At 56.5% G+C, this 18,450-nt stretch carries 31 protein-coding genes; 15 read left to right on the top strand and 16 right to left on the bottom strand.

All coding sequences use genetic code 11. The features are described 5' to 3' along the window. Window positions 1-59: 59 nt before the first annotated feature. The gene (locus RCH09_RS18180) at window positions 60-209 is read right to left on the bottom strand and encodes a hypothetical protein (RefSeq protein WP_326942561.1); all 150 of its coding nucleotides are present in this window, start codon (window positions 207-209) and stop codon (window positions 60-62) included. Between the two features lie 448 nt (window positions 210-657). Here RCH09_RS18180 and RCH09_RS18175 point away from each other — a divergent pair, with 448 nt between their 5' ends. Both RCH09_RS18175 and RCH09_RS18170 read left to right on the top strand, forming a co-directional pair. Further along, a complete protein-coding gene (locus tag RCH09_RS18175) occupies window positions 658-897 on the top strand; it encodes a FitA-like ribbon-helix-helix domain-containing protein (RefSeq protein WP_326942560.1) in 240 nt (79 codons plus the stop codon). After that, on the top strand, window positions 894-1,322 hold the full coding sequence (locus RCH09_RS18170; protein WP_326942559.1) for a type II toxin-antitoxin system VapC family toxin: 429 nt from the start codon (window positions 894-896) through the stop codon (window positions 1,320-1,322). Before RCH09_RS18175 ends, RCH09_RS18170 begins: the two co-directional genes overlap by 4 nt. A gap of 441 nt (window positions 1,323-1,763) precedes the next feature. On the opposite strand, the gene RCH09_RS18165 is transcribed toward RCH09_RS18170, so the two are convergent. Genes RCH09_RS18165 through RCH09_RS18155 form a run of 3 tightly spaced genes read right to left on the bottom strand, consistent with a single transcriptional unit; the run spans window position 1,764 to window position 3,643 of the window. Then, window positions 1,764-2,288, bottom strand: a complete 525-nt coding sequence (locus RCH09_RS18165; protein ID WP_326942558.1) for a BPSL0761 family protein — start codon at window positions 2,286-2,288, stop codon at window positions 1,764-1,766. Between the two features lie 57 nt (window positions 2,289-2,345). Beyond that, window positions 2,346-2,837: a hypothetical protein gene (locus RCH09_RS18160; protein ID WP_326942557.1), complete on the bottom strand. Its 492-nt coding sequence runs from the start codon at window positions 2,835-2,837 to the stop codon at window positions 2,346-2,348. Then, window positions 2,834-3,643 (bottom strand): metallophosphoesterase, encoded by an 810-nt coding sequence (locus RCH09_RS18155; RefSeq protein ID WP_326942556.1) that lies wholly within the window; start codon window positions 3,641-3,643, stop codon window positions 2,834-2,836. The genes RCH09_RS18160 and RCH09_RS18155 overlap by 4 nt, the downstream gene beginning before the upstream one ends. Before the next feature lie 225 nt (window positions 3,644-3,868). Between RCH09_RS18155 and RCH09_RS18150 the strand changes: the two genes are divergently transcribed. Together RCH09_RS18150 and RCH09_RS18145 are read left to right on the top strand one after the other, a co-directional pair. After that, the gene (locus RCH09_RS18150; RefSeq protein ID WP_326942555.1) at window positions 3,869-4,165 is read left to right on the top strand and encodes a hypothetical protein; all 297 of its coding nucleotides are present in this window, start codon (window positions 3,869-3,871) and stop codon (window positions 4,163-4,165) included. Continuing rightward, window positions 4,165-4,353 (top strand): hypothetical protein, encoded by a 189-nt coding sequence (locus RCH09_RS18145; RefSeq protein WP_326942554.1) that lies wholly within the window; start codon window positions 4,165-4,167, stop codon window positions 4,351-4,353. Before RCH09_RS18150 ends, RCH09_RS18145 begins: the two co-directional genes overlap by 1 nt. A 147-nt stretch (window positions 4,354-4,500) precedes the next feature. Here RCH09_RS18145 and RCH09_RS18140 read toward each other — a convergent pair whose 3' ends face one another. Beyond that, entirely contained in the window at window positions 4,501-5,775 is a 1,275-nt protein-coding gene (locus RCH09_RS18140) for an ATP-binding protein (protein WP_326942553.1), read from the bottom strand. 296 nt (window positions 5,776-6,071) lie between these two features. Here RCH09_RS18140 and RCH09_RS18135 point away from each other — a divergent pair, with 296 nt between their 5' ends. From RCH09_RS18135 to RCH09_RS18115, 5 genes are read left to right on the top strand one after another with little or no spacing between them, the layout of a single operon-like run. Then, a complete protein-coding gene (locus tag RCH09_RS18135) occupies window positions 6,072-6,305 on the top strand; it encodes a type II toxin-antitoxin system Phd/YefM family antitoxin (RefSeq protein ID WP_326942552.1) in 234 nt (77 codons plus the stop codon). Further along, a complete protein-coding gene (locus tag RCH09_RS18130) occupies window positions 6,302-6,697 on the top strand; it encodes a type II toxin-antitoxin system VapC family toxin (RefSeq protein ID WP_326942551.1) in 396 nt (131 codons plus the stop codon). Before RCH09_RS18135 ends, RCH09_RS18130 begins: the two co-directional genes overlap by 4 nt. An 8-nt stretch (window positions 6,698-6,705) precedes the next feature. Beyond that, entirely contained in the window at window positions 6,706-6,957 is a 252-nt protein-coding gene (locus RCH09_RS18125) for a hypothetical protein (RefSeq protein WP_326942550.1), read from the top strand. Between the two features lie 10 nt (window positions 6,958-6,967). After that, window positions 6,968-7,630, top strand: a complete 663-nt coding sequence (locus tag RCH09_RS18120; RefSeq protein WP_326942549.1) for a recombinase family protein — start codon at window positions 6,968-6,970, stop codon at window positions 7,628-7,630. Between the two features lie 43 nt (window positions 7,631-7,673). Then, window positions 7,674-8,084 (top strand): DUF2384 domain-containing protein, encoded by a 411-nt coding sequence (locus RCH09_RS18115; protein WP_326942548.1) that lies wholly within the window; start codon window positions 7,674-7,676, stop codon window positions 8,082-8,084. Here RCH09_RS18115 and RCH09_RS18110 read toward each other — a convergent pair. The 7 genes from RCH09_RS18110 to RCH09_RS18080 form a co-directional block, all read right to left on the bottom strand. Next, entirely contained in the window at window positions 8,063-8,683 is a 621-nt protein-coding gene (locus RCH09_RS18110) for a hypothetical protein (RefSeq protein WP_326942547.1), read from the bottom strand. The genes RCH09_RS18115 and RCH09_RS18110 overlap by 22 nt on opposite strands. 271 nt (window positions 8,684-8,954) lie before the next feature. Further along, window positions 8,955-9,461: a GNAT family N-acetyltransferase gene (locus RCH09_RS18105; RefSeq protein ID WP_326942546.1), complete on the bottom strand. Its 507-nt coding sequence runs from the start codon at window positions 9,459-9,461 to the stop codon at window positions 8,955-8,957. Further along, on the bottom strand, window positions 9,458-9,739 hold the full coding sequence (locus RCH09_RS18100) for a type II toxin-antitoxin system TacA family antitoxin (RefSeq protein ID WP_326942545.1): 282 nt from the start codon (window positions 9,737-9,739) through the stop codon (window positions 9,458-9,460). Before RCH09_RS18100 ends, RCH09_RS18105 begins: the two co-directional genes overlap by 4 nt. 429 nt (window positions 9,740-10,168) lie before the next feature. After that, window positions 10,169-10,459, bottom strand: coding sequence for a nucleotidyltransferase family protein (locus RCH09_RS18095; protein WP_326942544.1), 291 nt, complete (start codon window positions 10,457-10,459; stop codon window positions 10,169-10,171). A 133-nt stretch (window positions 10,460-10,592) separates the two neighbouring features. Then, window positions 10,593-10,847, bottom strand: a complete 255-nt coding sequence (locus RCH09_RS18090) for a DUF2442 domain-containing protein (RefSeq protein ID WP_326942543.1) — start codon at window positions 10,845-10,847, stop codon at window positions 10,593-10,595. A 139-nt stretch (window positions 10,848-10,986) separates the two neighbouring features. After that, the gene (locus RCH09_RS18085; protein ID WP_442785061.1) at window positions 10,987-11,325 is read right to left on the bottom strand and encodes a type II toxin-antitoxin system death-on-curing family toxin; all 339 of its coding nucleotides are present in this window, start codon (window positions 11,323-11,325) and stop codon (window positions 10,987-10,989) included. 47 nt (window positions 11,326-11,372) lie between these two features. After that, on the bottom strand, window positions 11,373-11,600 hold the full coding sequence (locus RCH09_RS18080) for a transcriptional regulator (RefSeq protein ID WP_326942541.1): 228 nt from the start codon (window positions 11,598-11,600) through the stop codon (window positions 11,373-11,375). A gap of 75 nt (window positions 11,601-11,675) precedes the next feature. Here RCH09_RS18080 and RCH09_RS18075 point away from each other — a divergent pair, with 75 nt between their 5' ends. Continuing rightward, the gene (locus RCH09_RS18075) at window positions 11,676-12,131 is read left to right on the top strand and encodes an HAD domain-containing protein (protein WP_326942540.1); all 456 of its coding nucleotides are present in this window, start codon (window positions 11,676-11,678) and stop codon (window positions 12,129-12,131) included. A 6-nt stretch (window positions 12,132-12,137) separates the two neighbouring features. On the opposite strand, the gene RCH09_RS18070 is transcribed toward RCH09_RS18075, so the two are convergent. Continuing rightward, a complete protein-coding gene (locus tag RCH09_RS18070) occupies window positions 12,138-12,536 on the bottom strand; it encodes a hypothetical protein (protein WP_326942539.1) in 399 nt (132 codons plus the stop codon). A gap of 205 nt (window positions 12,537-12,741) precedes the next feature. Between RCH09_RS18070 and RCH09_RS18065 the strand changes: the two genes are divergently transcribed. Continuing rightward, window positions 12,742-13,071 (top strand): type II toxin-antitoxin system RelE/ParE family toxin, encoded by a 330-nt coding sequence (locus RCH09_RS18065; protein WP_326942538.1) that lies wholly within the window; start codon window positions 12,742-12,744, stop codon window positions 13,069-13,071. Then, entirely contained in the window at window positions 13,061-13,372 is a 312-nt protein-coding gene (locus tag RCH09_RS18060) for a helix-turn-helix domain-containing transcriptional regulator (RefSeq protein WP_326942537.1), read from the top strand. The genes RCH09_RS18065 and RCH09_RS18060 overlap by 11 nt, the downstream gene beginning before the upstream one ends. A gap of 400 nt (window positions 13,373-13,772) precedes the next feature. Here RCH09_RS18060 and RCH09_RS18055 read toward each other — a convergent pair whose 3' ends face one another. Continuing rightward, window positions 13,773-13,952, bottom strand: coding sequence for a hypothetical protein (locus RCH09_RS18055; protein WP_326942536.1), 180 nt, complete (start codon window positions 13,950-13,952; stop codon window positions 13,773-13,775). A 37-nt stretch (window positions 13,953-13,989) separates the two neighbouring features. Beyond that, window positions 13,990-14,637, bottom strand: a complete 648-nt coding sequence (locus tag RCH09_RS18050; protein WP_326942535.1) for a metallophosphoesterase family protein — start codon at window positions 14,635-14,637, stop codon at window positions 13,990-13,992. A 342-nt stretch (window positions 14,638-14,979) separates the two neighbouring features. On the opposite strand from RCH09_RS18050, the gene RCH09_RS18045 reads away from it, so the two are divergent. The 3 genes from RCH09_RS18045 to RCH09_RS18035 are packed head-to-tail and all read left to right on the top strand — an operon-like array spanning window position 14,980 to window position 17,560. Then, window positions 14,980-16,296 carry an AAA family ATPase gene (locus RCH09_RS18045; RefSeq protein WP_326942534.1) on the top strand — a complete coding sequence of 439 codons (1,317 nt, stop codon included), beginning with the start codon at window positions 14,980-14,982 and terminating at the stop codon, window positions 16,294-16,296. 56 nt (window positions 16,297-16,352) lie between these two features. Then, a complete protein-coding gene (locus tag RCH09_RS18040) occupies window positions 16,353-17,129 on the top strand; it encodes a metallophosphoesterase family protein (protein WP_326942533.1) in 777 nt (258 codons plus the stop codon). Beyond that, window positions 17,126-17,560: an HAD domain-containing protein gene (locus RCH09_RS18035; RefSeq protein ID WP_326942532.1), complete on the top strand. Its 435-nt coding sequence runs from the start codon at window positions 17,126-17,128 to the stop codon at window positions 17,558-17,560. Before RCH09_RS18040 ends, RCH09_RS18035 begins: the two co-directional genes overlap by 4 nt. A gap of 51 nt (window positions 17,561-17,611) precedes the next feature. Here the strand turns inward: RCH09_RS18035 and RCH09_RS18030 are convergent, their stop codons facing one another. Continuing rightward, window positions 17,612-18,259 (bottom strand): hypothetical protein, encoded by a 648-nt coding sequence (locus RCH09_RS18030; RefSeq protein WP_326942531.1) that lies wholly within the window; start codon window positions 18,257-18,259, stop codon window positions 17,612-17,614. Between the last annotated feature and the right edge of the window lie 191 nt (window positions 18,260-18,450).

The following is an 18,450-nucleotide window of genomic DNA, read 5'->3' as shown; positions in this document are numbered from 1 at the left end:
TGTTGCCGTGGAATGTGGCCGGCCAGCTTGGCGCTGGTTCGCGCTAAATACCGTATTCGCTACGAAGTGAAATTGGTCAAGACGTCGCTCGTGAGGCGCTTACGGTTGTAGTGTATTCCAGGCTCGTAATCCAAAAACTCGCGGGCCAGAAACAACCCGGGCTCACGCCAGTGGAGCCAAAGTTCATTGACCGCAAACGAGATCAGCATCCCACGCATACCGCACGCACGGGATATAGGCCGTGGCCAGGTCCGACTGTGAACCCACCGCGCCGGTTGTCAGGTCCACCGTGTCGCGCGCATCCTTAATTTCACAAGGTCTGATTCGGACTATCGTGATTAGCGTGGGCAATTTCATCCTGGACTTGACCAGACCCTCGAATTGGCCCCGGCCATCAGTCGATGGGATGGATTGAACGGGCCAGAGATTTTGAGGCCTTGAGCATGTCGCCGTCTGTTATGCAGGCATCGCAATATTGCGTAACGCCCGCAGCGGCGAGATTTCCAGGTTGAATCGGTGTTAGGGCTCCGGCAAGGTGGCGTTGACGCGTCTCTTGGGTATGTTGTTTGCGCACGTAGAAGAGCGACGGGATGGTGCAAGCTGCCATCATTTTCTATATAGTGCCATCAATGATATTTATTTTATGGGGTGATTGCAATGGTCGCTGTCACAGTGCGCAATTTACCGGATGAGACCCACCGAGCGTTGCGCGTGCGTGCCGCCCAGCATGGCCGCAGCACCGAAGCGGAGATTCGCGCCATCCTCGAGAACGCCGTGCGCCCCGAGACGCGCGTCAAACTGGGCTCGCTGCTGGCCGACATCGGCCGCGAAGCCGGTGGCGTCGATCTCGACATCACACGCGATCGGACTCCGGCCGAGCCTCTGGACCTGGCATGATTTTGCTCGATACCAATGTCGTGTCGGAGCCCCTCAAGGCGTCGGGCGACCTAAACGTGCTCGCCTGGATCGATGCGCAACTCATTGACACGCTGTTCCTGTCTACGATCAGTCTGGCCGAGCTGCGTTTTGGCATCGCCGCGCTGCCCGAGGGGAAACGCCGCGAGACGCTGCATATCAGTCTCGAGCAGCGTGTCCTGCCACTGTTTGCCGGACGCATCCTGGCGTTCGATGACCCTGCGTCGCGCGCGTATGCCACGTTGCGCGCCCGCGCCCGCAGCAGAGGGGAGGCCATTGCGCCCGCCGACGGCTATATTGCCGCGATCGCTGCGGCGCAAGGTTTCGCCGTCGCCACACGCGATACGACACCGTTTGACCCGGCCGGTTTGACTGTCATCAACCCCTGGAGTTGGCGAGCGCATTGAGTCCTACAGCCTGACCGATGATGGCGCGGCAGGGCGGCATCGGGATTCACCTGTTCCGCGCGCACGCCGGCAGCGCCTCGCATCCTGCAAGCCGGCTGTTCGCGTCCTGATCGGGAGGGCAATATGCGCGGTGGCTGGGTTGAATACGGGACCATCCTGATTCGCTTCACGCGGGCGTCATGTTTTTCATTTTTTCCTCTTGAAGGTCATCGGTTGTTGGGTACCACGCCGCGATAACGAAGTGCTGAACAACCCCGGCGACCAAAGAACTGAGTCTCAACGACCCCAGCAAGCATGGCCGTTTTTAAACGCGATCCGCTACATTTGGCTGTGAGACAGTTCATTAACGAATTCTTGTGGAAATGAAAATGATCACTTTGTAGCTGGTGCTGGCGCTTCGCGCAGCGGTTGCGAGAGCACTCGTTTTCGTCAATGTCTGCGTCATCGTTTCCTCGTTGCCCAGAACGCCGCGTCGGAAGCCTGCAACGTCTTCGCATACACCTCAGCTACATCATAGTCCAGCATCGGCGCCGATCCTTCCTCGTTCGTCGACCGGGCGATCATCTCGATTCCACCGATGTCAGGATAGTGCCGCTGCACATACGGGATCTGGCGCCGCAGCTCTTCCGGCGTTGCGGTATTCACGCGGGCAGCTCTGGTCAGCTCGCGCACAAGGATCATCGCCATCGTGCGCTCTGCCGGCGTCGTGGCAGATTGATCACGAACGCGGGTGAGGGCTTTGTCGTACTCGAGGACGGTGTCGAGGTGGAGTTCTCCCATGAAAAAACCTGTCGCATTGCCGTCGCGCCGGGCCATCTCGGCAATCGTGGGGGTGTCTGGGTAATGCACGACAATCTTTGCCGCGGCATCCCGGATCTCCTGTGGGGTGTTCGGGTCGGCCAGCACATCGTCGAGCCATTCGCCGGCCCAGAGCAGGCTGCGGGTGCGTTCGTTAGTCATTGTCATGTTGGCTTCCTTGGTCGGGTAACGAAACGGAAAAAATCGTACGTTTAGGCATGTAAATTAAATTGGTGGCGGCTCGTAATAGCCGTGGCGTTGTCGCTCCGATTGCGCTGCCTGGCAATTGGCGCGCGCGTCATAGAGGGCGTGATGTTCCGGAAATCGTGTTTGCTCGAAGTAGCGCTGACGCATTGGCCAGTCAATGTAATCGCGGATGTTGCGCGAGTGCAGCCATGCCGGCGGCGCCTTGTCGAACAGGTCTGAGAGCATCGCCCAGTCCACCACGTTGTCGAAGCAAATCGAAACGCGGCTGCCATCATCGAACTGCGCCAGCCAGGCACCAATAGCGTCACGCAATGCCGGCTTGCTTGCGACCAGTGCGCCGTCGGCACGCAGCAACGGCAGCACGAAGGCACGGACGAACGTGTTCGCCAGACCCACATCGAAGTCGTCACGCTCGCCGTAAAACTCACGCCCGTCTTCAGCCACGAGGCCGATTGAAATCAGGTCGATGTCGATCGGGTCGGTAAATTCGGTGTCGATAAAAATCTTCATCGGGCCACCGCGTCGACGGTACCGGGTACATCGACAATCCGGTTCGGGTTGAAGTCGGGGTTCTCAGTGCTGCCATCTCGATTCGGATAGCCGCAGGGGTTGGCCACGACTCGGCCTTTCCCGATTGGGTAATCGAGTGAGTGATGCATGTGACCGTGAACCCAGAGGTCGGCAAGTTCGACCAGGCTATCCAAGCGCGACGCGTAGGCAGCGGAGAGTAGGTCCGATACATCGTAGTGGTAGACCACGGACGACATCGACGGCGCCATGTGAGTGACGACAACGGTTGACCCATCAAACGGCTCCGCCAGCTTTTGATGCAGCCAGGCCTTGTGCTGGGCATGGAACCGTGCGGTGTCAGCAGCGCGCAGCTTTCGGTATCCCTTGGTGGCCAGGCGAATGCACTGGTAGTCGCTCATCCCGGTCTCAGCCTCCTGCATCACCAACTGGCGGCTGTCATCGCCAAACAGTCGGAAGTCGGTCCAGAGTGTCGCGCCAAGGAATCGCACGTTCCCGATGACCAGTTCGCCGCAATTGAGAAAATGCAGATTCGGATGCGGCGCACACGCGGCCACGATCTCGCCCTGTGCCTCCTCCAGCGTATCGCCATACGCTTCATGGTTGCCGTGCACGTAGATTACCGGCAGGCCGGAAAAGGTTCTCGCGGCCCAGTCAACGGACTTCCCGCCGGTATTGATGTCGCCGGCCAAGATCACGACATCGGGCCTGCTGATCGCAGGATCAATGATTGGCGCTTTGTCGCCCCACACGTCGTGGTGCAGGTCGGAGAGGATCAGCAGGCGCATGGCGGCCAACTCGGGGCGGTGGTGGAATTGTTCATACCACCATGCTACGTGCCAGCTTCGCAGTGTGTCCAGAGGCGGGACTATATCTCCCGAGAATTGAGTATTCTTTTTGGGTTATACGAAAGAATACGAAAAATCGCTATCAAGAAAGTTGAAGTTGACGCTTCCTTTTTTTGGGGTATTCTATGTACATGCAATGTCCATGTACATTAAAAGGAGGCAAGTATGGCCGCAGCAGCGATTGAGAGAATTGTGGTGCAAGCCACTTCGCAGGAGAAAAAAACTATTAGTGCAAAAGCAAAGCGTCTTGGCATGCCGGTATCTGAGCTGATGCGCCGTGGCGCGACAGCCTACAACTCTGCAGAGTCTGATGAAGAATTGGGGGCCTTGGCTGACGCTGCAATGTCGGCAGCAAATCGAGCGTCTGACTCGATCGATGATGTCGTAGCGTTCGTGACGGCTAGCGAAAAGCGAATTGCTGCGATGGAAGCCAAGGCGGGCAAAGAAAGGAAAGCTGCGTAATGGGTGTAACCGAGCGAGTATGGGCGGCTTTAACTTCCATGATCAAATTGGAAGACAAAGTCGTTCGGCAAGGCGAGGTCATAAAATCTCAACAGTCCAAAATTGAAAACTTGACCGAGCGGATGATTCGCATGGAAACGACGATTGAAATGCTGATGCGCGCTAGCGAGCACAAGCGCATCAGGTGACTGGGAAGGAAATTCGTCGGTCGTCACTTTTCCATCGACGACGGGGACATCTGGCGGGTCGGGCTTTTTGTTTTTGCTTTTCGCCCTGCTTTCAGGCACGGGGTTGACCTTTGGTCAGAGCCAGCAGCAGGTATAAGGCGTAGCGGCCTACAAGTCTCCCGCAAGCCAAGTGTCGCCTGGCATGATGCGCACCATAAACTCATCGAAGAGAGGAACGGTGAATGCCGTGTCGCCATGCGTTGGACTCCATATCATTCCTTTTCCGATTAGGTTGCTTCGGCAAGGGGCGAGGGACGTGCTGTCGCGGCTCAGTACTGCCGCGATGTCGCCAGACCGATGCGGTCCTGGTCCGAGCGTTGCCATTGCCCGCAAGTAGCGCTTTTCGGTTGGCGTGAGACGGTCGAACCGCACTCGGAAGAAGCTTTCGTCGAGAGTAGCAATTGCCTCAGTGGATGCAGCGTTCACGTCCGCCAGTGTGATCGGGCTTTGTGCCGCGATATCCCAAGCGTGTTTGCCCCACTCTTGGACGAAATATGGATAGCCGCGAGTATATGCAATGATTTGACCGACCGCATCAGCATCTATCTTGGCGCCTTCCTCCTCGATCGGTTTCTCGATCGCGTCTTTCGCCTCTGGTGGCAGCAGGGGGCCAATTGAGGCGAACTCAAAAAGGCGCTCAGCGTACGATTTTGCTTCACCCATGCGCCCCCGAAGCTGCGGCAAGCCGGCACCGACGACCGTTATCGGAAGCTGAAGCTGGGCACATCTATGCAGGGCAGAAATCAGCGCTGCCAACTGAGGTTCCTCCACATACTGAAGTTCGTCGATGTAGATCGCGACCAGAGTGCCGGCGGCGGCGGCGGCGCGCCCAACTTGCTCCAAAAGCGCGGTAAGGTCTCCTTCTAGGTCGCCATTGTCCGCCAGTCCTGGTTCGGCATCATAGTCGAGACCGACTTCGATATCGTTAAACGTGACTTTGAGCTTGCTTGCGAAGCCAGCGAGCGCCCGCAAGCCGCGTACTGCCGCATCTGCAGCGGCCGCAACCTTGCTCAACTTCAAAAGCCCAAGCCGCAGCTGAGGTGCCAGCAGTGCTGGCAGCGAACGGCCTTCAGGGGCCTCAATGCGAATCGTAACAACTCCGTCAGCTGAGGCGTCTTTCATCATTTGATCTAACAGGACGGTCTTGCCGACTCCGCGCAGACCTACCAGCATCATGCTTTTGGCGGGACGCCCCTTCCGCAAGCGTTTGATACTTATAGTCATTTGCTCACGAATCAAGTCACGACCTGCTAATTCCGGTGGCGGACTGCCGGCGCCTGGAGCAAAAGGGTTGTCTACCGGATTCATATATATACCAATCTTAGTAAATTTAGTCTTTTTACATAACTTAGCTAAACTAACTTGGTTAGCGGTGGTTGTCAACAAAGATGTCGCGTCAAGTCATGCTGTTGGCGCCATATTTCTACCGGTATGGCGCCGGCTCAGCACGGATACCACCTGTTAACAAACGACCGTTTTCTACCACCCTGCGCTCGATATCATTCAGTCTGTTGAAAAAGTAGCCCTCTCTGTTTCTAACAGTCTCGTCTTTTCCAATACCGTTTCCCAACACTTTCGACGCACGCTAACTGATAATGACTTGTATCAATAGTCATTCTTTGGTACAGTGCATTGACCTTAGTCATTTGACGATGGTCATAACAACGCGAAGGATGTTGATGGAAAGCAAACAGGTTTCGAAATCCGAATTCAAGTCGAAAGCGTTGGAGTATTTTCGGCAGGTCGAGGCATCCGGACAAAGCGTTGTCGTGACAGACCACGGTAAGCCCGCGCTGGAGGTTCGGCGGTACCGCAACCTCGAACGTAATCCTCTGGAGGTCCTGCGCGGCTCCGTCGTGCGGTATGTCGACCCAACCGAACCCGTCGATGTTGAGTGGGAGTCCGCTCAGTGATCGTCTTGGATACTCACACCCTGGTCTGGTGGGTCACCGGCGATGAGGCCCTGAGCGCGACGGCGAAAGAAGTCATCGATCAGGAACTGGATGGCGGACAGATCATCGTCTCGGCGATCACCGCCTGGGAGATTGCGATGCTGGTCGACCGAGAACGTCTGGTGCTGTCGATGGATGTGGAAAGCTGGCTCGCAGCAGTAGCTGAAATCGAGGCCGTCCGACTGTGGCCGGTGGGCCCTGAAATCGCGGTGAAGTCTGTCGTATTGCCCGGAGAGTTCCACAAAGATCCTGCCGACCGCATGATTGTGGCAACCGCGCGAAAACTTGCAGCGCCGCTCGTCACGAAGGACGAGAAAATTCGTGCATATGCGCACGTCAAAACAATCTGGTGAGCAGAAAAATGCCCAAGACAAAAACTGCCAAAACAGGAAATAAAACTCAAACTCCTCCAACTCGCCGGCTGCTCACAGGCGCCGTTGCAAAGTTTGCCAAATTTAGCCCTGAGTTCATGGCCGATGGGCGTGGCGACCAGCAGCAAAATAGGCGATACGCGGCAACGGAGTTGAATGCGCAATGCGATCTGACTGCGCCGATGCCAACCGATCTGCAGGATTGGGAAAACGCGCCTGTCGTTGGCTCAGAAAAGCTTTAAAGGAAATCACATGGCAACCCTCGGCTACGGCCGCGTCAGCACCCGAGAACAGACGGCTGACAACCAACGCATCGACATCGAGGCCGCTGGCCACGTCATCGAGTACTGGTTCACCGATACCATCAGCGGGAAGACCAGTGCCAGGGAACGGCCCCAGTTCGCCGCCTTGCTCGGCCAGATCCGAAACGGCGAGACCCTGATCGTCTCCAAGCTCGATCGCCTGGGACGTGATGCCCAAGACGTCGGCGCCACGGTCAAGCTGCTTGCTGCACGCAAAATCTCGGTTATCGTCCTCCAGCTCGGGAAACTTGACCTGGCATCGGCTGCCGGCAAGTTGATGCTGACCATGTTGGCAGCAGTCGCAGAGATGGAACGGGATTTGCTGGTGGAGCGCACGCAATCCGGACTGGCTCGGGCAAAGAGTGAAGGCAAGATCCTCGGCCGGCCGACGAAAACGACGCCAGCGCAGCGCATGGAGATCGTGGCCAAGTACGGATCGGGCGAGAGCGTCAGCGCACTGGCGCGGGCTTACTGCGTGTCGCGCGCGAGCGTTCTCAGTGTGGTGCAGAGGACAGGCGATGCGACTACCCGGACGACTCGCCATGGGTGGGCCGAGGCGAGCAAAGCTATCACGCTCGCCGGTGACGATGCACTGGTCATGCCGGACTTTTAAATAGTGCAACAATAGTGTACGCAATGTGTCTAAAGGGGCAGGCATGGCTACCGCAGAAATCGCCGTTCCGGCGTCTGTTCCCGTATTCGGTCAAAACTTTGACGCGTTGATGAATTTCCTCAACTCTGAGGCGAGCCCGTCGATTTCCCCAAAACGGTTCGGGCTTGTTTTTAGGGTGGATATGCAGACCCTCGCGGCGCAGGCGCACGTTCACAGGAACACCGTCAGGTTGGCGCCGGAGACCGAGACCATCCAGTCGCACCTGCGTGAACCGGTGCGCGTGATGCGCGCTGCGGCTGACATATCTGGCAGCATCGAAAAGGCAATCTACTGGTTCAAGAATCATCCGCTGCCGTCTTTTGACTACAAGACGCCGCAGGATATCGTCTCAGAAAAACGCACGGAAGCGCTCATCAAGTACATCCGGTCGCTTCAGGCCGGATACACTGGATGATAATCGCCACGCGAAAACATTGCCGCCATCTCCGTCTCCATTGCGTTCACATCGAGGCGAAACGAGCTGCGAATCGAGGCCAGCATGGCCGGCACCGCTGCATCTGGAACCGTCGAGTCGAGCAGCCGGTACCGAATATATTCGTAGGGCAGTTGCGGCCGGTGGCGCTGGATGGTCTCAAAAATCGAGCGCACCGTTGCTGTCGGGCCACCCTGGTAAATGATCATCCACAGCTCAAGCAAATCACGATATTCGACGCGCTCGGCCAAGGCAACGCAGTGCTCTAAAAACGCCGCTGGCAAATCAACCACTGGCGCGGGCTCCGCGCGCGCAGCTTCAGCCGAACGGACCATGCCCTGGCCTATGTTGAGCAGCATGGATGCCGTGATCTGGTGTCGCAGTGGCGTAATCTCACCGGTGCCCAGCAGCTCGTCATTGACTTGCGCCACCTTCTCGCAGGAGAACTTAGTGGCAAGGAGTGCCAGGTCGAGGAACGCCGGATTCACGAGCATCGGGGCGATCCCGGCCGCGGTATAGCGCAACGCCGTATTCGACCAAAGCTGGCCACTGCTATGCAGGTTGATGTTGAAGCAGCGCATCGTAGAAATTTTAGCTATCCGGATTTGGCTGTGTTTGAGCAGTCAGAGCTTGCCTGACTCGATCAGCTCGGTCAGTGTGTTTATGTCGGCCACAGGTAGTTGTAAGAACCTGCATTTGAAACAGATCCGACCAGCATTCAGCGGCTTTTTCGACCGACAATAACTGCATCCATCGCCCCCTGCAAACCGACATTAGCTGCAAATGAACCTGCATTTATCCACACCGATCTGCATTTGATCGCAGCAAACCGGGAATAACTGCAACTGACCATCAGCTGTGTGAATACTTGCGCACAGTCGCCAGCGGCAAGAATAATGTCCGTGTTGAGTCCGGCAGTGCAATAAAGCCGTGATGCCGATAAAAGGATGCCGCAGATTCATCCTTTGCGTCCACCACCAGAGCATAGGCAGCGATTTCGGCGTTGGCGGCTCGATCAAGCGCATCGGCCAGCAGTGCGCCACCGAGACCCTGACCCTTGAAATTTTGATCGACAGCCAAACGCCCCATGCGTACCGCCGGCACGGAGGGATAGCGCGGTAATTTTTTGCCGATGGCAGCAGGAAGATCGGATAGCAGTAAACTAGCCGAGGCCAAGGTGTAGTAACCCACGAGGCATTGTTCGTAAGTGAGCGCAACAAAACATGCCGTTACCCTGCGGCGGATGTCTTGAGTGACTTGCCGCTGAAAATAGCCGTCCAGCGGTTCGGAGCCACAGTAAAACGACGTGCGATCATGCTGTTCTTCGAGAGATGCGACGCGAAATGGTGCCTCTTTCACTCAGCACCCAACAGCTTGCGGCGCCGTGCGAATGCACGTTCCAAAGCGGGCACGGGTAGAGATGGTACCAACAGCGCCCGCGCAAAACACTCTTGGTCGGCCAATGTCAGGCGGACAACTTCCGCTTGCTCAATGGCGCGTTGCGCTGCGTCCTGCACGGCGGACACCACGAAATCCGTCATAGTGCGCCCCTGAATCTCAGCGGCACGCTTGAGCATAGTGTGCAAATCGGTACTGATCCGCGCTTCAAGTCGCGCAGTAGAAATAGCTGATGACATAAGATTGCCCTCCTTTTTTGAATTGTACGGCAAATTGCCGGAAATTTCCGCAATTGCGAAAGCGGCACATGTATAAATTAATTATAGACAACGTCCAATAAACGGAGGTTTTTTGGACTGGCGCTGCCGGAAGCGCGCTCTGGCCGCAATGCCCGACACTCGAAGTCCACAAACACAGTCCACCAAACTTGTTCCAGAAATGGCGACCCTCAATGGGTTATTGGAACATTGTCAGTTGCAGTTATTGCTGGTTCGCGCCAATGGAATGCAGGTTGGCGCGGATGAATGCAGGTTCATTTGCAGCTAATGCAGGTTTTGGATGGCCTTCAGTTGCAGTTAATGCTGGTCGAAAAAGGCGCTGAATGCAGGTCGGAGCGTTTTCAAATGCAGGTTCTTACAGGTAGTCGGGCAGTCGTTGGGGATCGCGGCTCATACCGGACTGGCCTCCGCGAGCACGGCAGCGCGGAACTTGTCCGGTAGCCCGTTGGGCGTCAGCACGTCCACCGGCACGCCGAGCAGCTTGCGCAGTTCCACGCGGATCGCGCTGATGTCGAACAGCGTCGTCTCCGGCGTTGGGTCAATGAGGAGGTCGAGATCGCTGCTGTCGGTGTCCTGGCCGCGCAGCACGGAGCCGAACACCCGAGCATTCCGGGCGCGGTGCGACTCGACCACATGCCGGATCGCCGCACGGTTCGAGGCCAAGGCTTCAGAGGGTTTCATCCATTCTTCTTCCACAACAAAATCCGGTTTCATAATAAAGCAACAACGCACACAAAATTTGGTTTTACGCCCAAATCACATGGGCCGGTTCAATGGTCGGAAACACACTCAAATCCGGATAGCCGAAATTTTCTTAGTTGAGCAGCCATTCGCCGCTACGTTTGATTTCTGCGTACATCGCATCCGGGGCCAATTCCAGTTCGCCTGGCCACGTCACCACCCCGTCAACGACATGCACCTTCTTGAACTCGGGAGGGCTTGCCAGGTGCGAGAAGACGCCGCGGAAGAAACTCGGCAAAAACTTGACGCCGCCTTCCAGCCCATCATGAAAACGCACCACCAGGGCAAAGTCGCCCACGACCTTAACCTCTGTAACGTCCCATTCCATAGCTTTGGTTCTCCTATGCCATCACTCTGCTATGCAGGTTGATGCTGAAGCAGAGCATCAGGCGGTCCTTTTGTTGGTTTCGTAAAACTCGATCGCGTAAGTCCTTGATTCGCATGGCCTTACGAGTCGTAAGTCGCCGCTAAGTGCCTAGACGACGCCTGAACCAGTCCGCCAACTCCGCTTCGCTGATCGTTCCACCCGCCACACCTTGCATCAAGTGAATGGCCTCGATATCGGTGTAGCCCAGAGTCTCCCCGTTATCCAGGAGTAACACACGCGCAATCACCCATGCAGTGCGCTTGTTGCCATCGCTGAATCCATGGTTGCGCGCCAGACCATAGGCATAGGCTGCAGCCAAGTCTGCTGCATCCGGCGAAGGCTCGCCGTAGGTCGACAACTGCTCTGCCCGTGCCAAGGCCGATTCCACGCCATTCTTATCGCGAAGACCAGTCAACCCGCCATGTCGGGACATCTGCATGTCGTGCACCGCATAGACCAATGAAGGCTGGATCCACCGCCACACCCTCATTGCGCCAGGACGCGCAGAATTTCACGATCGTCATGCATGACGCTCTCGGCCAGAGCCATCTGGCGCGCAAAATCGGGATCGTATGGCGTGATGCGCAAGGCGCCGTCCGGCGCTTCGGTCAAGTACAGCGTATCGCCCTTTTTCACGTTCAAGCGCAACTTGGCTTCCTTGTTCAGAATGAAGCCTTCGGACGCGCCAACGGTCGTTACCTTGAATGTCAACATGCAATCTCCTATACAATTTTTATTGTATAGCGGAACGGCATTGACACGCCAGCATCCGAAAAGATACAACGGTCCATGATCCTATTTCTCGACTTTGACGGCGTACTCCATCTCGAATTTATTCCCGGCATCACGCCCGGTCGCGCGCGCGTAGGCGAAGAACATTTCACGCATCTGCCGGCGTTCGAGGCGGTGGTGCGTGATTTTCCCGGCGTCGACATCGTCATCAGCTCGACCTGGCGCCTGCGGCACAGCCTCGACGAATTGCGCGCCTTCTTCTCACCCGACATCGCCGGCCGGATCATTGGCGTAACTCCTGAGCTGCCGAGAAATCATCCTGAGCGTCGGGAGGGCGAGATTCGCCAGTGGCTAGATGGCGCCGGCAGGACGGACGAGCCGTTTCTCGCAATCGACGACTGGCCACCCCTGTTCTCGCAAGACTTTGACGCTCTGTTCTGGGTCAGCCCGGAAGAAGCCTTTGATGACGCGGCAGCGCTGCGATTACGGGCCATTTTGCGAGAATTTGCTTAATTCCAGTCAGCGCTTTCCCTCATAGTCACCAATCAACTCGCCCAGGATGTTAACCAAGGAGGCCAGCGCAGATCCTTCGGCGGCGCCGCCGGCATCGAGCAGGCCATTGAGCGAGAGCACCGCCTTGTCGTAGTCTCCTTGCGTACGGATCGGGTTCAGCGGAACGAGTGACGACAGCGCCTGAAAATGCGTTGTGATCTGGTCGACGTCGGGGAGTGACGGATGCGACAAAACCTGACGCCCGAGGGCAATTTTGCGCATCTCAACCAACTGCTGAATCGCGTTTGCCCAGTAATCGCCTCCCGTGTCGCCGGACGTATGTGCCAAGCGGACCATGTGAGTCATTAGCTTCTCGAAATCTTGTTCATTGATCATCTCGGCACTTTCAGTTTGCATGGTTTGCATGGTCAGGTCGGTAGTCGTAGCAACCTGCGTTCGAAGGTTCGTGGTGGAAACCAGTTGTGCCGGCAGGAACTGTCGGAGCTGCAGTCTAGCTTAGCTCGGCGTAAGCAAGAAACTTCACCCATAGCCGAAGGCTTGGGTGGAGTAGTTCATCATTGTTGGGCCTCGTAGCCCTTGACAGATATTCGTTTTTAAACGAACCTAAGCCATGTATGAAATCCGACACTACCTGACTACCGACGAGAAGGATATCTATCTCGACTGGCTCCGCAAATTGCGCGATGTCACTGCAAAAATTGCTGTAGATCGGCGGGTGAACCGTATCGAACTGGGGAACTTTGGCGATCACAAATTTTGTCGTGATGGAGTATGGGAGCTGCGCATCGATGTTGGTGCTGGGTATCGGGTGTATTACGCAGTCGCCGGTCAAGAAATCGTCTTGCTACTGTGCGGTGGCGACAAGCGAACCCAAGACGCAGATATCGACCGGGCCTGTGGATATTGGCAAGACTGGCAAAGGAGAAAAGATGAAAGATAGAGCGCATGACGAGGCGATGGCCGAGATGTTCCGAGACGATCCGGGCTACGCGGTTCAATTGCTTAACAGCATTCTTGAGGACGGCGATCAGAGCGAGCTTTTGATTACCTTACGTCAAATGACAAAGGCATTTGGTGGCGTGCAGAGCGTCGCCGAAACTGCACACCTGAGTGCAACGCAGCTTTACCGCACCCTGTCACCCGATGGCAATCCAGTCCTTAGTAGTCTCTCGGCCATCCTCAAAGCAATGGGCCTGCGCCTGGCGGTGCAGCCTGTCCAGACGCCACACGCGCACGCTTAAAGCATTCCATATGCCGACCAATCGCCATCGCCAAGACACTGCCAGTTTAGAATTTCAGTTGCCTTCAAATATCACGGCAAGAGCTCACCCAATGGGTTGTCTGAAATACTGACGTTAGCGCTTCCAGAGGCCGCAATTTGTCTGAAATACTGACGTTAGAGACGAATTCTGTCTGAAATCTGTCTGAAATATTTATTCTAGGCGTGTTTCCCAGCCGCGCAAGTCAGTACTCGAACGTCAGGTCGGTAGTCGGCCGCCCAACGAAATCGTGAATTCAGGTCGTCCATCGCCCATCTTTACCTTTTGCACAACAACCGCTTCACATTTGTAATCATCGAAGTTCAAGAACAATTTGTACCGGTTCGGTATCGCAGCGGAACCCCAGCTTGCATGCGATGCGTCATCGATTACGCGAACGGGCGCAAACGTCCTGTTCGACGTAGTGGGCCGCGTCAATCAATAAGGCGCTGTCGAAATGGTCGACTCTGATCGCGACATACTTCGATTCGTGGTCGATTTTGATCTCAGCAACCATATCTGCGATCGGCAGACCAGTGTGTTTGAAACGTACGTTGTGCATGAAGTCCTTGAGAGAAATGTGCGCCGGAAGGCGGGCGTCAGTACTCGAACAGAAACGTGTCTTCACTGCCCACCTGCCGCCAGACCGTATCCTCATACGCGATGTTCTGGTGATGGTGGCCGTGGAACGCCGCGCGCACTTTCAGCTGTTCAGCCAGGCGTGTCAGCGCCGGGTTCCCGTTATGGCAATGGTCAGGCCCCTCGTGCGTAACGAGGACGTCGGCACGCTGCGCTGCCAGGCGATCAAACGTCGACGGGAAAATGGTGGAGCGATGACGCAGCGTCAAGCCGTCGCGAAACCGGTTGCCCCGCCCTATTTGCGCCATGAATTCTTCGGGCGACTGGTATTGGGCCGGCTCGATGCCGTCCCAGACTTTGCCACGGAATACGCCGCCGAGGCCAGCCACACGAAGGCCGGCAATGGTGGCCACGCAGCCATGGAGATTGCGGTGGCTCCACTCCGACTCGAACAGGTTGTCGTAGTGCTCCTCCGAGTCCGTGTCGTGGTTTCCGGGGATCCACCAGAACTGCGTCAAATCATTGACAATCTCCAGCGCGACATGCAGAGGCGCCCTGGGCGTGATGTCGCCAAGCAGGATCGTCGCGTCCGGACGATGCTCGATTACTTCGTGGATGGTGCGGCTTAAGTCGCCATGCGGGTCACCGCAGAATAAGATTTTGGGCATGCCAGATCATATTGGAGCGACCCCTGTGCGTGTCAAGGGTAGCAAGGCCAGACTTGCCACAGGCTTTGCCGCGGCCCTTGCCACGACCGGCGCCGGGCTGCTAACCTGCTCCTACTCAATCAATTTCAGGCACAACGCCATGTTCTTCTCCGCCCCGTCAATAGCGAATTACACGAACATCACCCCGATAGTCTGGAGTGGTGCTGTCGTCGCTGGCGCGCGCAAAAGGATACGAAGTTAATGCTCTGCACAACTTCAACCTGAACACCAAAGCCAGCCGCCACGCTGGCTTTATTTTTTTATGAGGCCAGCACGAAACAGACGCAATAGAAGAGAAAAATAATGAGTAAAAAATTCGACGAAAAATCCTCCGGATACAAGATGGGTTCGTATCACCGGATCCTGCTGCCCGTCCCTCTTTCTGACGCCTTCGACGGCGAGCATGGCGCGCAGATGGCGCGCGAGCAGGAAGCACGCGACCGGGAGCGCGAGTACCTAAGAGATAACGACCAGAGCAAGTTCGCGCAAACGAAAAAGACCGACATTCGCCCGTCTCTGGCAGCACTGCCACCACTGCCGTTGCCAAAATGGGTTCGGGGCAGTCGCCTGCGCGGTGTGCTGCCGCGCAAAGAGCGCCAGCATCACTTTTCTCTCTATACGGAAGAAGCCTTGATCAAATTTCACGGCTCCATCGCAGCGCGTGGTGGAAAAGAAGAAAAGGAGAAACAGCGCCTGACCCAGTATCACGAGATGCTGGAGTCGATCGGCGGGCTTCGTCGCCTGAAAATGCCGAGCAAAACATGGCAGAAGGAGCTAACCCAGCTCGCCATCGACATGCCGAACTTTTCCAAAGTGGTCGACTACCTGAAGGGCGAGTTGAAGTTGGCAGAAATGGCCAAGCAACCGTCACAGCTCGCGCCAATCCTGCTGGACGGCCCGCCGGGCGTGGGCAAAACCACGTTCGCGAGGAAGATCGCCGAACTGTTCGGCACCGGATTTTTGTCCGTCAGCATGGAGACCGCGCAGACATCGTCCGCGCTCTCCGGGGCAGATGAGCATTGGTCTAATGCGAAGACCGGCTTGCTGTTTTCATTGCTGATGGAGGGCGAGTTTTCCAACCCGGTCGTGCTCGTCGACGAAATCGACAAGTGCCGTTCGAACGGTTCTTACGACCCTACTGCAGCGCTGTACAGCCTGCTTGAGCCAAGTGCAGCGAAGTCGTGGTTCGATCTTGCCATGCCCAGCATGTCGATTGACGCCAGCCGTGTCATCTGGGTTCTGACGTCCAACGACAAGCGCCTGGTGTCGAGACCGCTGCTGTCGCGCATGCGTGTTTTTGACGTACCTGGCTTGACGCGGGATCAGTCGGCCCAGGTGGTTGCCAAGATCTTTGCGCAGGCAGTTGCTGGTCTCGGGTTCAAATTCTCTCCAGCGTTGCCGGTGCTGGTGGCCCGTGCCATGGCGTCAATGTCGCCGCGCGAGATGCATCGCGTTTGTCGGGAACTGGTCGGCCGGGCTGTCAATGAAGGTCGGCAAGAGGTGATTCAGTCGGATCTGAACCATCTCGATTTGAGCCCTGACCTGGCCCACGAGTTTGCGCTGATGGTGAGTCAAGTTCTGATGGTCGAGACCGATTCGGAAGTCAAGCCGATTCACTGACCCGGTCAAGCTTTTCAACGTTTAAACAGTCTGCCCTGCCCAAATGAAAGCCGCACATGAAACTCCAGATCGTCTCTGACCTCCACCTTGAATTCTTCAAGGACCCGATGTTTACCGGGATTATTCCGGCCGCCGACGCTGACGCGCTGGTGATTGCCGGCGACATCGCCGTTCGCACCAACGCCATTGCGCCGTTCAGGGATTGGCCGGTACCGGTGCTGTACATCCATGGCAACCATGAGCTGTATTCGGGTCATGACTACGGCAAGACGGTGACCGAGTTACGCGAGCTGTGCGCCGGCACGCAGATTCACTTCATGGAACAGGACCAGGTGATTCTCGATTGCTTCCCACGGGTGCGCTTTCTGGGCTCCTGCATGTGGACTGACTATCTGCTGTTCGGGCGCGAGCGCCAGTCGTTGTCGATGAAGGCATGTCGCGAGGGGTTGGCCGACCATAGCCGGATTCGTTCGCAAGGCAGGACGTTCAACCCAAAAGACGCGATGTTCCGTCACGTGAAAGCGAAGGCATGGATGCTCGATCGGCTGGACGAGCCGTTCGATGGCAGTACTGTGGTGGTCACCCATCACGGCTGCAGCATGAAGAGCGTCGGCCCGCGCTGGAGACGGGATCCTGTCTGTGCCGGCTTTTGCAGTGACCTGGACACACTGGTCGCCAAATCGGATTTGTGGATCCATGGCCATACGCATGAATCGTTCGACTATCAGATTGGCGACGCGCGCGTGATCGTCAATCCACGTGGCTATCCGACTGCGAATGGCTATGAGAACGGGGACTTCGACAGTCAGCTGGTCGTGGAGATTGGGGAGTGATTCTGTTTCTCGACTTCGATGGGGTGCTGCACCCGAGTAACCGGCGCGACGGTGTGCTCTCCTGCCTGCCCCAGTTCGAGGCATTCATGCGTGAGCACCCGACGGTTGATATCGTCATCAGCAGCGCTTGGCGCACGGATCACGACCTGCCCCGGTTGCAGGCCTACTTCAGCGCGGACATCGCGGCACGCATCATCGATGTCACGCCGGACTTCTACATCTCCGGCTGGGCCAACGAGGCGCCCGGATTGCGTGAGAAGGAAATCCGCTGGTGGCTGAAGGACAAGGGCCATAGCCTGCATGACTGGGTTGCCCTGGATGACGTTGACGTGCTCTTCACCAGGTCATGCCTGCAGCTGGTGCTGGTCGATTGTGAGACGGGCTTTGATGAGGCCGTTGCGACGGAGCTGCGAGAGCGGTTCAGTTACTGAGTACCGAGGTACTTCAATACCACGGTATGCTGATTGCTAGATATCGAGCAATCAGGATACTGTTTCTCGAATGATTTTCTGCTCTCGCAGCCAGTCCTCGCGGGTGTAGCGATAGCCCGGAAACTCGCTCTCCAGCGTTGTTTCCCCAAGGATCAGCCTGCGTGCGAGTGACGCCACGACGGCCAGCTCCACTTCGTTTCGGACCTCCAGGGGCGCGACCAGACTGACGCCCATTGCCCGTGGCAAGGGCTTACGGCTCCATGAGGTCGGCACATCGAGGTCGATGCCATCGGCGGTCAATCGCTTTTGGATACCGAGCAGCAGCTGGTGATACTGCTTTTGGTCCTGGCCTAGTTCGCCCGAGGAATAGCTGGCCACCTTTTTGCGCGACCGCCCCACTTGCTTAAAATTCTTAGTACTCTCTTGAAATGGCGAATCGGTTTGTGGTCCGGCGCCTGCCTCGGCCGAGCTTTGCTCTCCGATCGCGTCCGAATAAACCATGCGTGGGTGCTGCCACCAGACAATGACCCGGCGCCGGTTGAGGATGAATCCAACATCGTCCCACCAGGATAAATCGTTCGGCTTCTTTTCCTTGTACGAGTGTGGGATATACAGCGCGCCGGCCGACAGGTTCCATTGATGGGACTGGTGATACTCGCGTTGCATTCGTAGCAGCCGCTGGTAATGAGGATTTTTCATTGGAATTTCTCCTGTTGCTACATGCTATTTTTTAAGAATTTCACGGCGATTGTCGCCGTGGCTAAACTGCACAAGATTTCAATAAAGTAGTAGCTACTAGCCTGAATGTTTCATGAACCGGTATTTCGGCATGCGTTCCCATCATCATCGCTGCAGCAATGAGGTCGAAGAAATATCAGGCGAAACTCACC

Source organism: Actimicrobium sp. GrIS 1.19 (assembly GCF_035984655.1).
In the GTDB taxonomy this organism is placed as follows: domain Bacteria; phylum Pseudomonadota; class Gammaproteobacteria; order Burkholderiales; family Burkholderiaceae_D; genus Actimicrobium.
The sequence above is the reverse complement of the archived record's forward strand: the minus strand, read 5'-3'. Positions and strand labels throughout refer to the sequence as shown.

Bases quoted from the DNA above. Each gene is read 5' to 3' on its own strand.
- RCH09_RS18090 (WP_326942543.1), bottom strand. From the start codon at position 10,847: ATGGAATGGGACGTTACAGAGGTTAAGGTCGTGGGCGACTTTGCCCTG.
- RCH09_RS18040 (WP_326942533.1), top strand. From the start codon at position 16,353: ATGAAACTCCAGATCGTCTCTGACCTCCACCTTGAATTCTTCAAGGAC.
- RCH09_RS18110 (WP_326942547.1), bottom strand. From the start codon at position 8,683: ATGCGCTGCTTCAACATCAACCTGCATAGCAGTGGCCAGCTTTGGTCG.
- RCH09_RS18155 (WP_326942556.1), bottom strand. From the start codon at position 3,643: ATGCGCCTGCTGATCCTCTCCGACCTGCACCACGACGTGTGGGGCGAC.
- RCH09_RS18115 (WP_326942548.1), top strand. From the start codon at position 7,674: ATGGCTACCGCAGAAATCGCCGTTCCGGCGTCTGTTCCCGTATTCGGT.
- RCH09_RS18175 (WP_326942560.1), top strand. From the start codon at position 658: ATGGTCGCTGTCACAGTGCGCAATTTACCGGATGAGACCCACCGAGCG.
- RCH09_RS18150 (WP_326942555.1), top strand. From the start codon at position 3,869: ATGGCCGCAGCAGCGATTGAGAGAATTGTGGTGCAAGCCACTTCGCAG.
- RCH09_RS18145 (WP_326942554.1), top strand. From the start codon at position 4,165: ATGGGTGTAACCGAGCGAGTATGGGCGGCTTTAACTTCCATGATCAAA.
- RCH09_RS18030 (WP_326942531.1), bottom strand. From the start codon at position 18,259: ATGAAAAATCCTCATTACCAGCGGCTGCTACGAATGCAACGCGAGTAT.
- RCH09_RS18135 (WP_326942552.1), top strand. From the start codon at position 6,072: ATGGAAAGCAAACAGGTTTCGAAATCCGAATTCAAGTCGAAAGCGTTG.
- RCH09_RS18055 (WP_326942536.1), bottom strand. From the start codon at position 13,952: ATGCACAACGTACGTTTCAAACACACTGGTCTGCCGATCGCAGATATG.
- RCH09_RS18100 (WP_326942545.1), bottom strand. From the start codon at position 9,739: ATGTCATCAGCTATTTCTACTGCGCGACTTGAAGCGCGGATCAGTACC.
- RCH09_RS18080 (WP_326942541.1), bottom strand. From the start codon at position 11,600: ATGTTGACATTCAAGGTAACGACCGTTGGCGCGTCCGAAGGCTTCATT.
- RCH09_RS18180 (WP_326942561.1), bottom strand. From the start codon at position 209: ATGCTGATCTCGTTTGCGGTCAATGAACTTTGGCTCCACTGGCGTGAG.
- RCH09_RS18070 (WP_326942539.1), bottom strand. From the start codon at position 12,536: ATGCAAACCATGCAAACTGAAAGTGCCGAGATGATCAATGAACAAGAT.
- RCH09_RS18085 (WP_442785061.1), bottom strand. From the start codon at position 11,325: ATGCAGATGTCCCGACATGGCGGGTTGACTGGTCTTCGCGATAAGAAT.
- RCH09_RS18165 (WP_326942558.1), bottom strand. From the start codon at position 2,288: ATGACAATGACTAACGAACGCACCCGCAGCCTGCTCTGGGCCGGCGAA.
- RCH09_RS18170 (WP_326942559.1), top strand. From the start codon at position 894: ATGATTTTGCTCGATACCAATGTCGTGTCGGAGCCCCTCAAGGCGTCG.
- RCH09_RS18050 (WP_326942535.1), bottom strand. From the start codon at position 14,637: ATGCCCAAAATCTTATTCTGCGGTGACCCGCATGGCGACTTAAGCCGC.
- RCH09_RS18125 (WP_326942550.1), top strand. From the start codon at position 6,706: ATGCCCAAGACAAAAACTGCCAAAACAGGAAATAAAACTCAAACTCCT.
- RCH09_RS18060 (WP_326942537.1), top strand. From the start codon at position 13,061: ATGAAAGATAGAGCGCATGACGAGGCGATGGCCGAGATGTTCCGAGAC.
- RCH09_RS18075 (WP_326942540.1), top strand. From the start codon at position 11,676: ATGATCCTATTTCTCGACTTTGACGGCGTACTCCATCTCGAATTTATT.
- RCH09_RS18120 (WP_326942549.1), top strand. From the start codon at position 6,968: ATGGCAACCCTCGGCTACGGCCGCGTCAGCACCCGAGAACAGACGGCT.
- RCH09_RS18095 (WP_326942544.1), bottom strand. From the start codon at position 10,459: ATGAAACCCTCTGAAGCCTTGGCCTCGAACCGTGCGGCGATCCGGCAT.
- RCH09_RS18065 (WP_326942538.1), top strand. From the start codon at position 12,742: ATGTATGAAATCCGACACTACCTGACTACCGACGAGAAGGATATCTAT.
- RCH09_RS18160 (WP_326942557.1), bottom strand. From the start codon at position 2,837: ATGAAGATTTTTATCGACACCGAATTTACCGACCCGATCGACATCGAC.
- RCH09_RS18045 (WP_326942534.1), top strand. From the start codon at position 14,980: ATGAGTAAAAAATTCGACGAAAAATCCTCCGGATACAAGATGGGTTCG.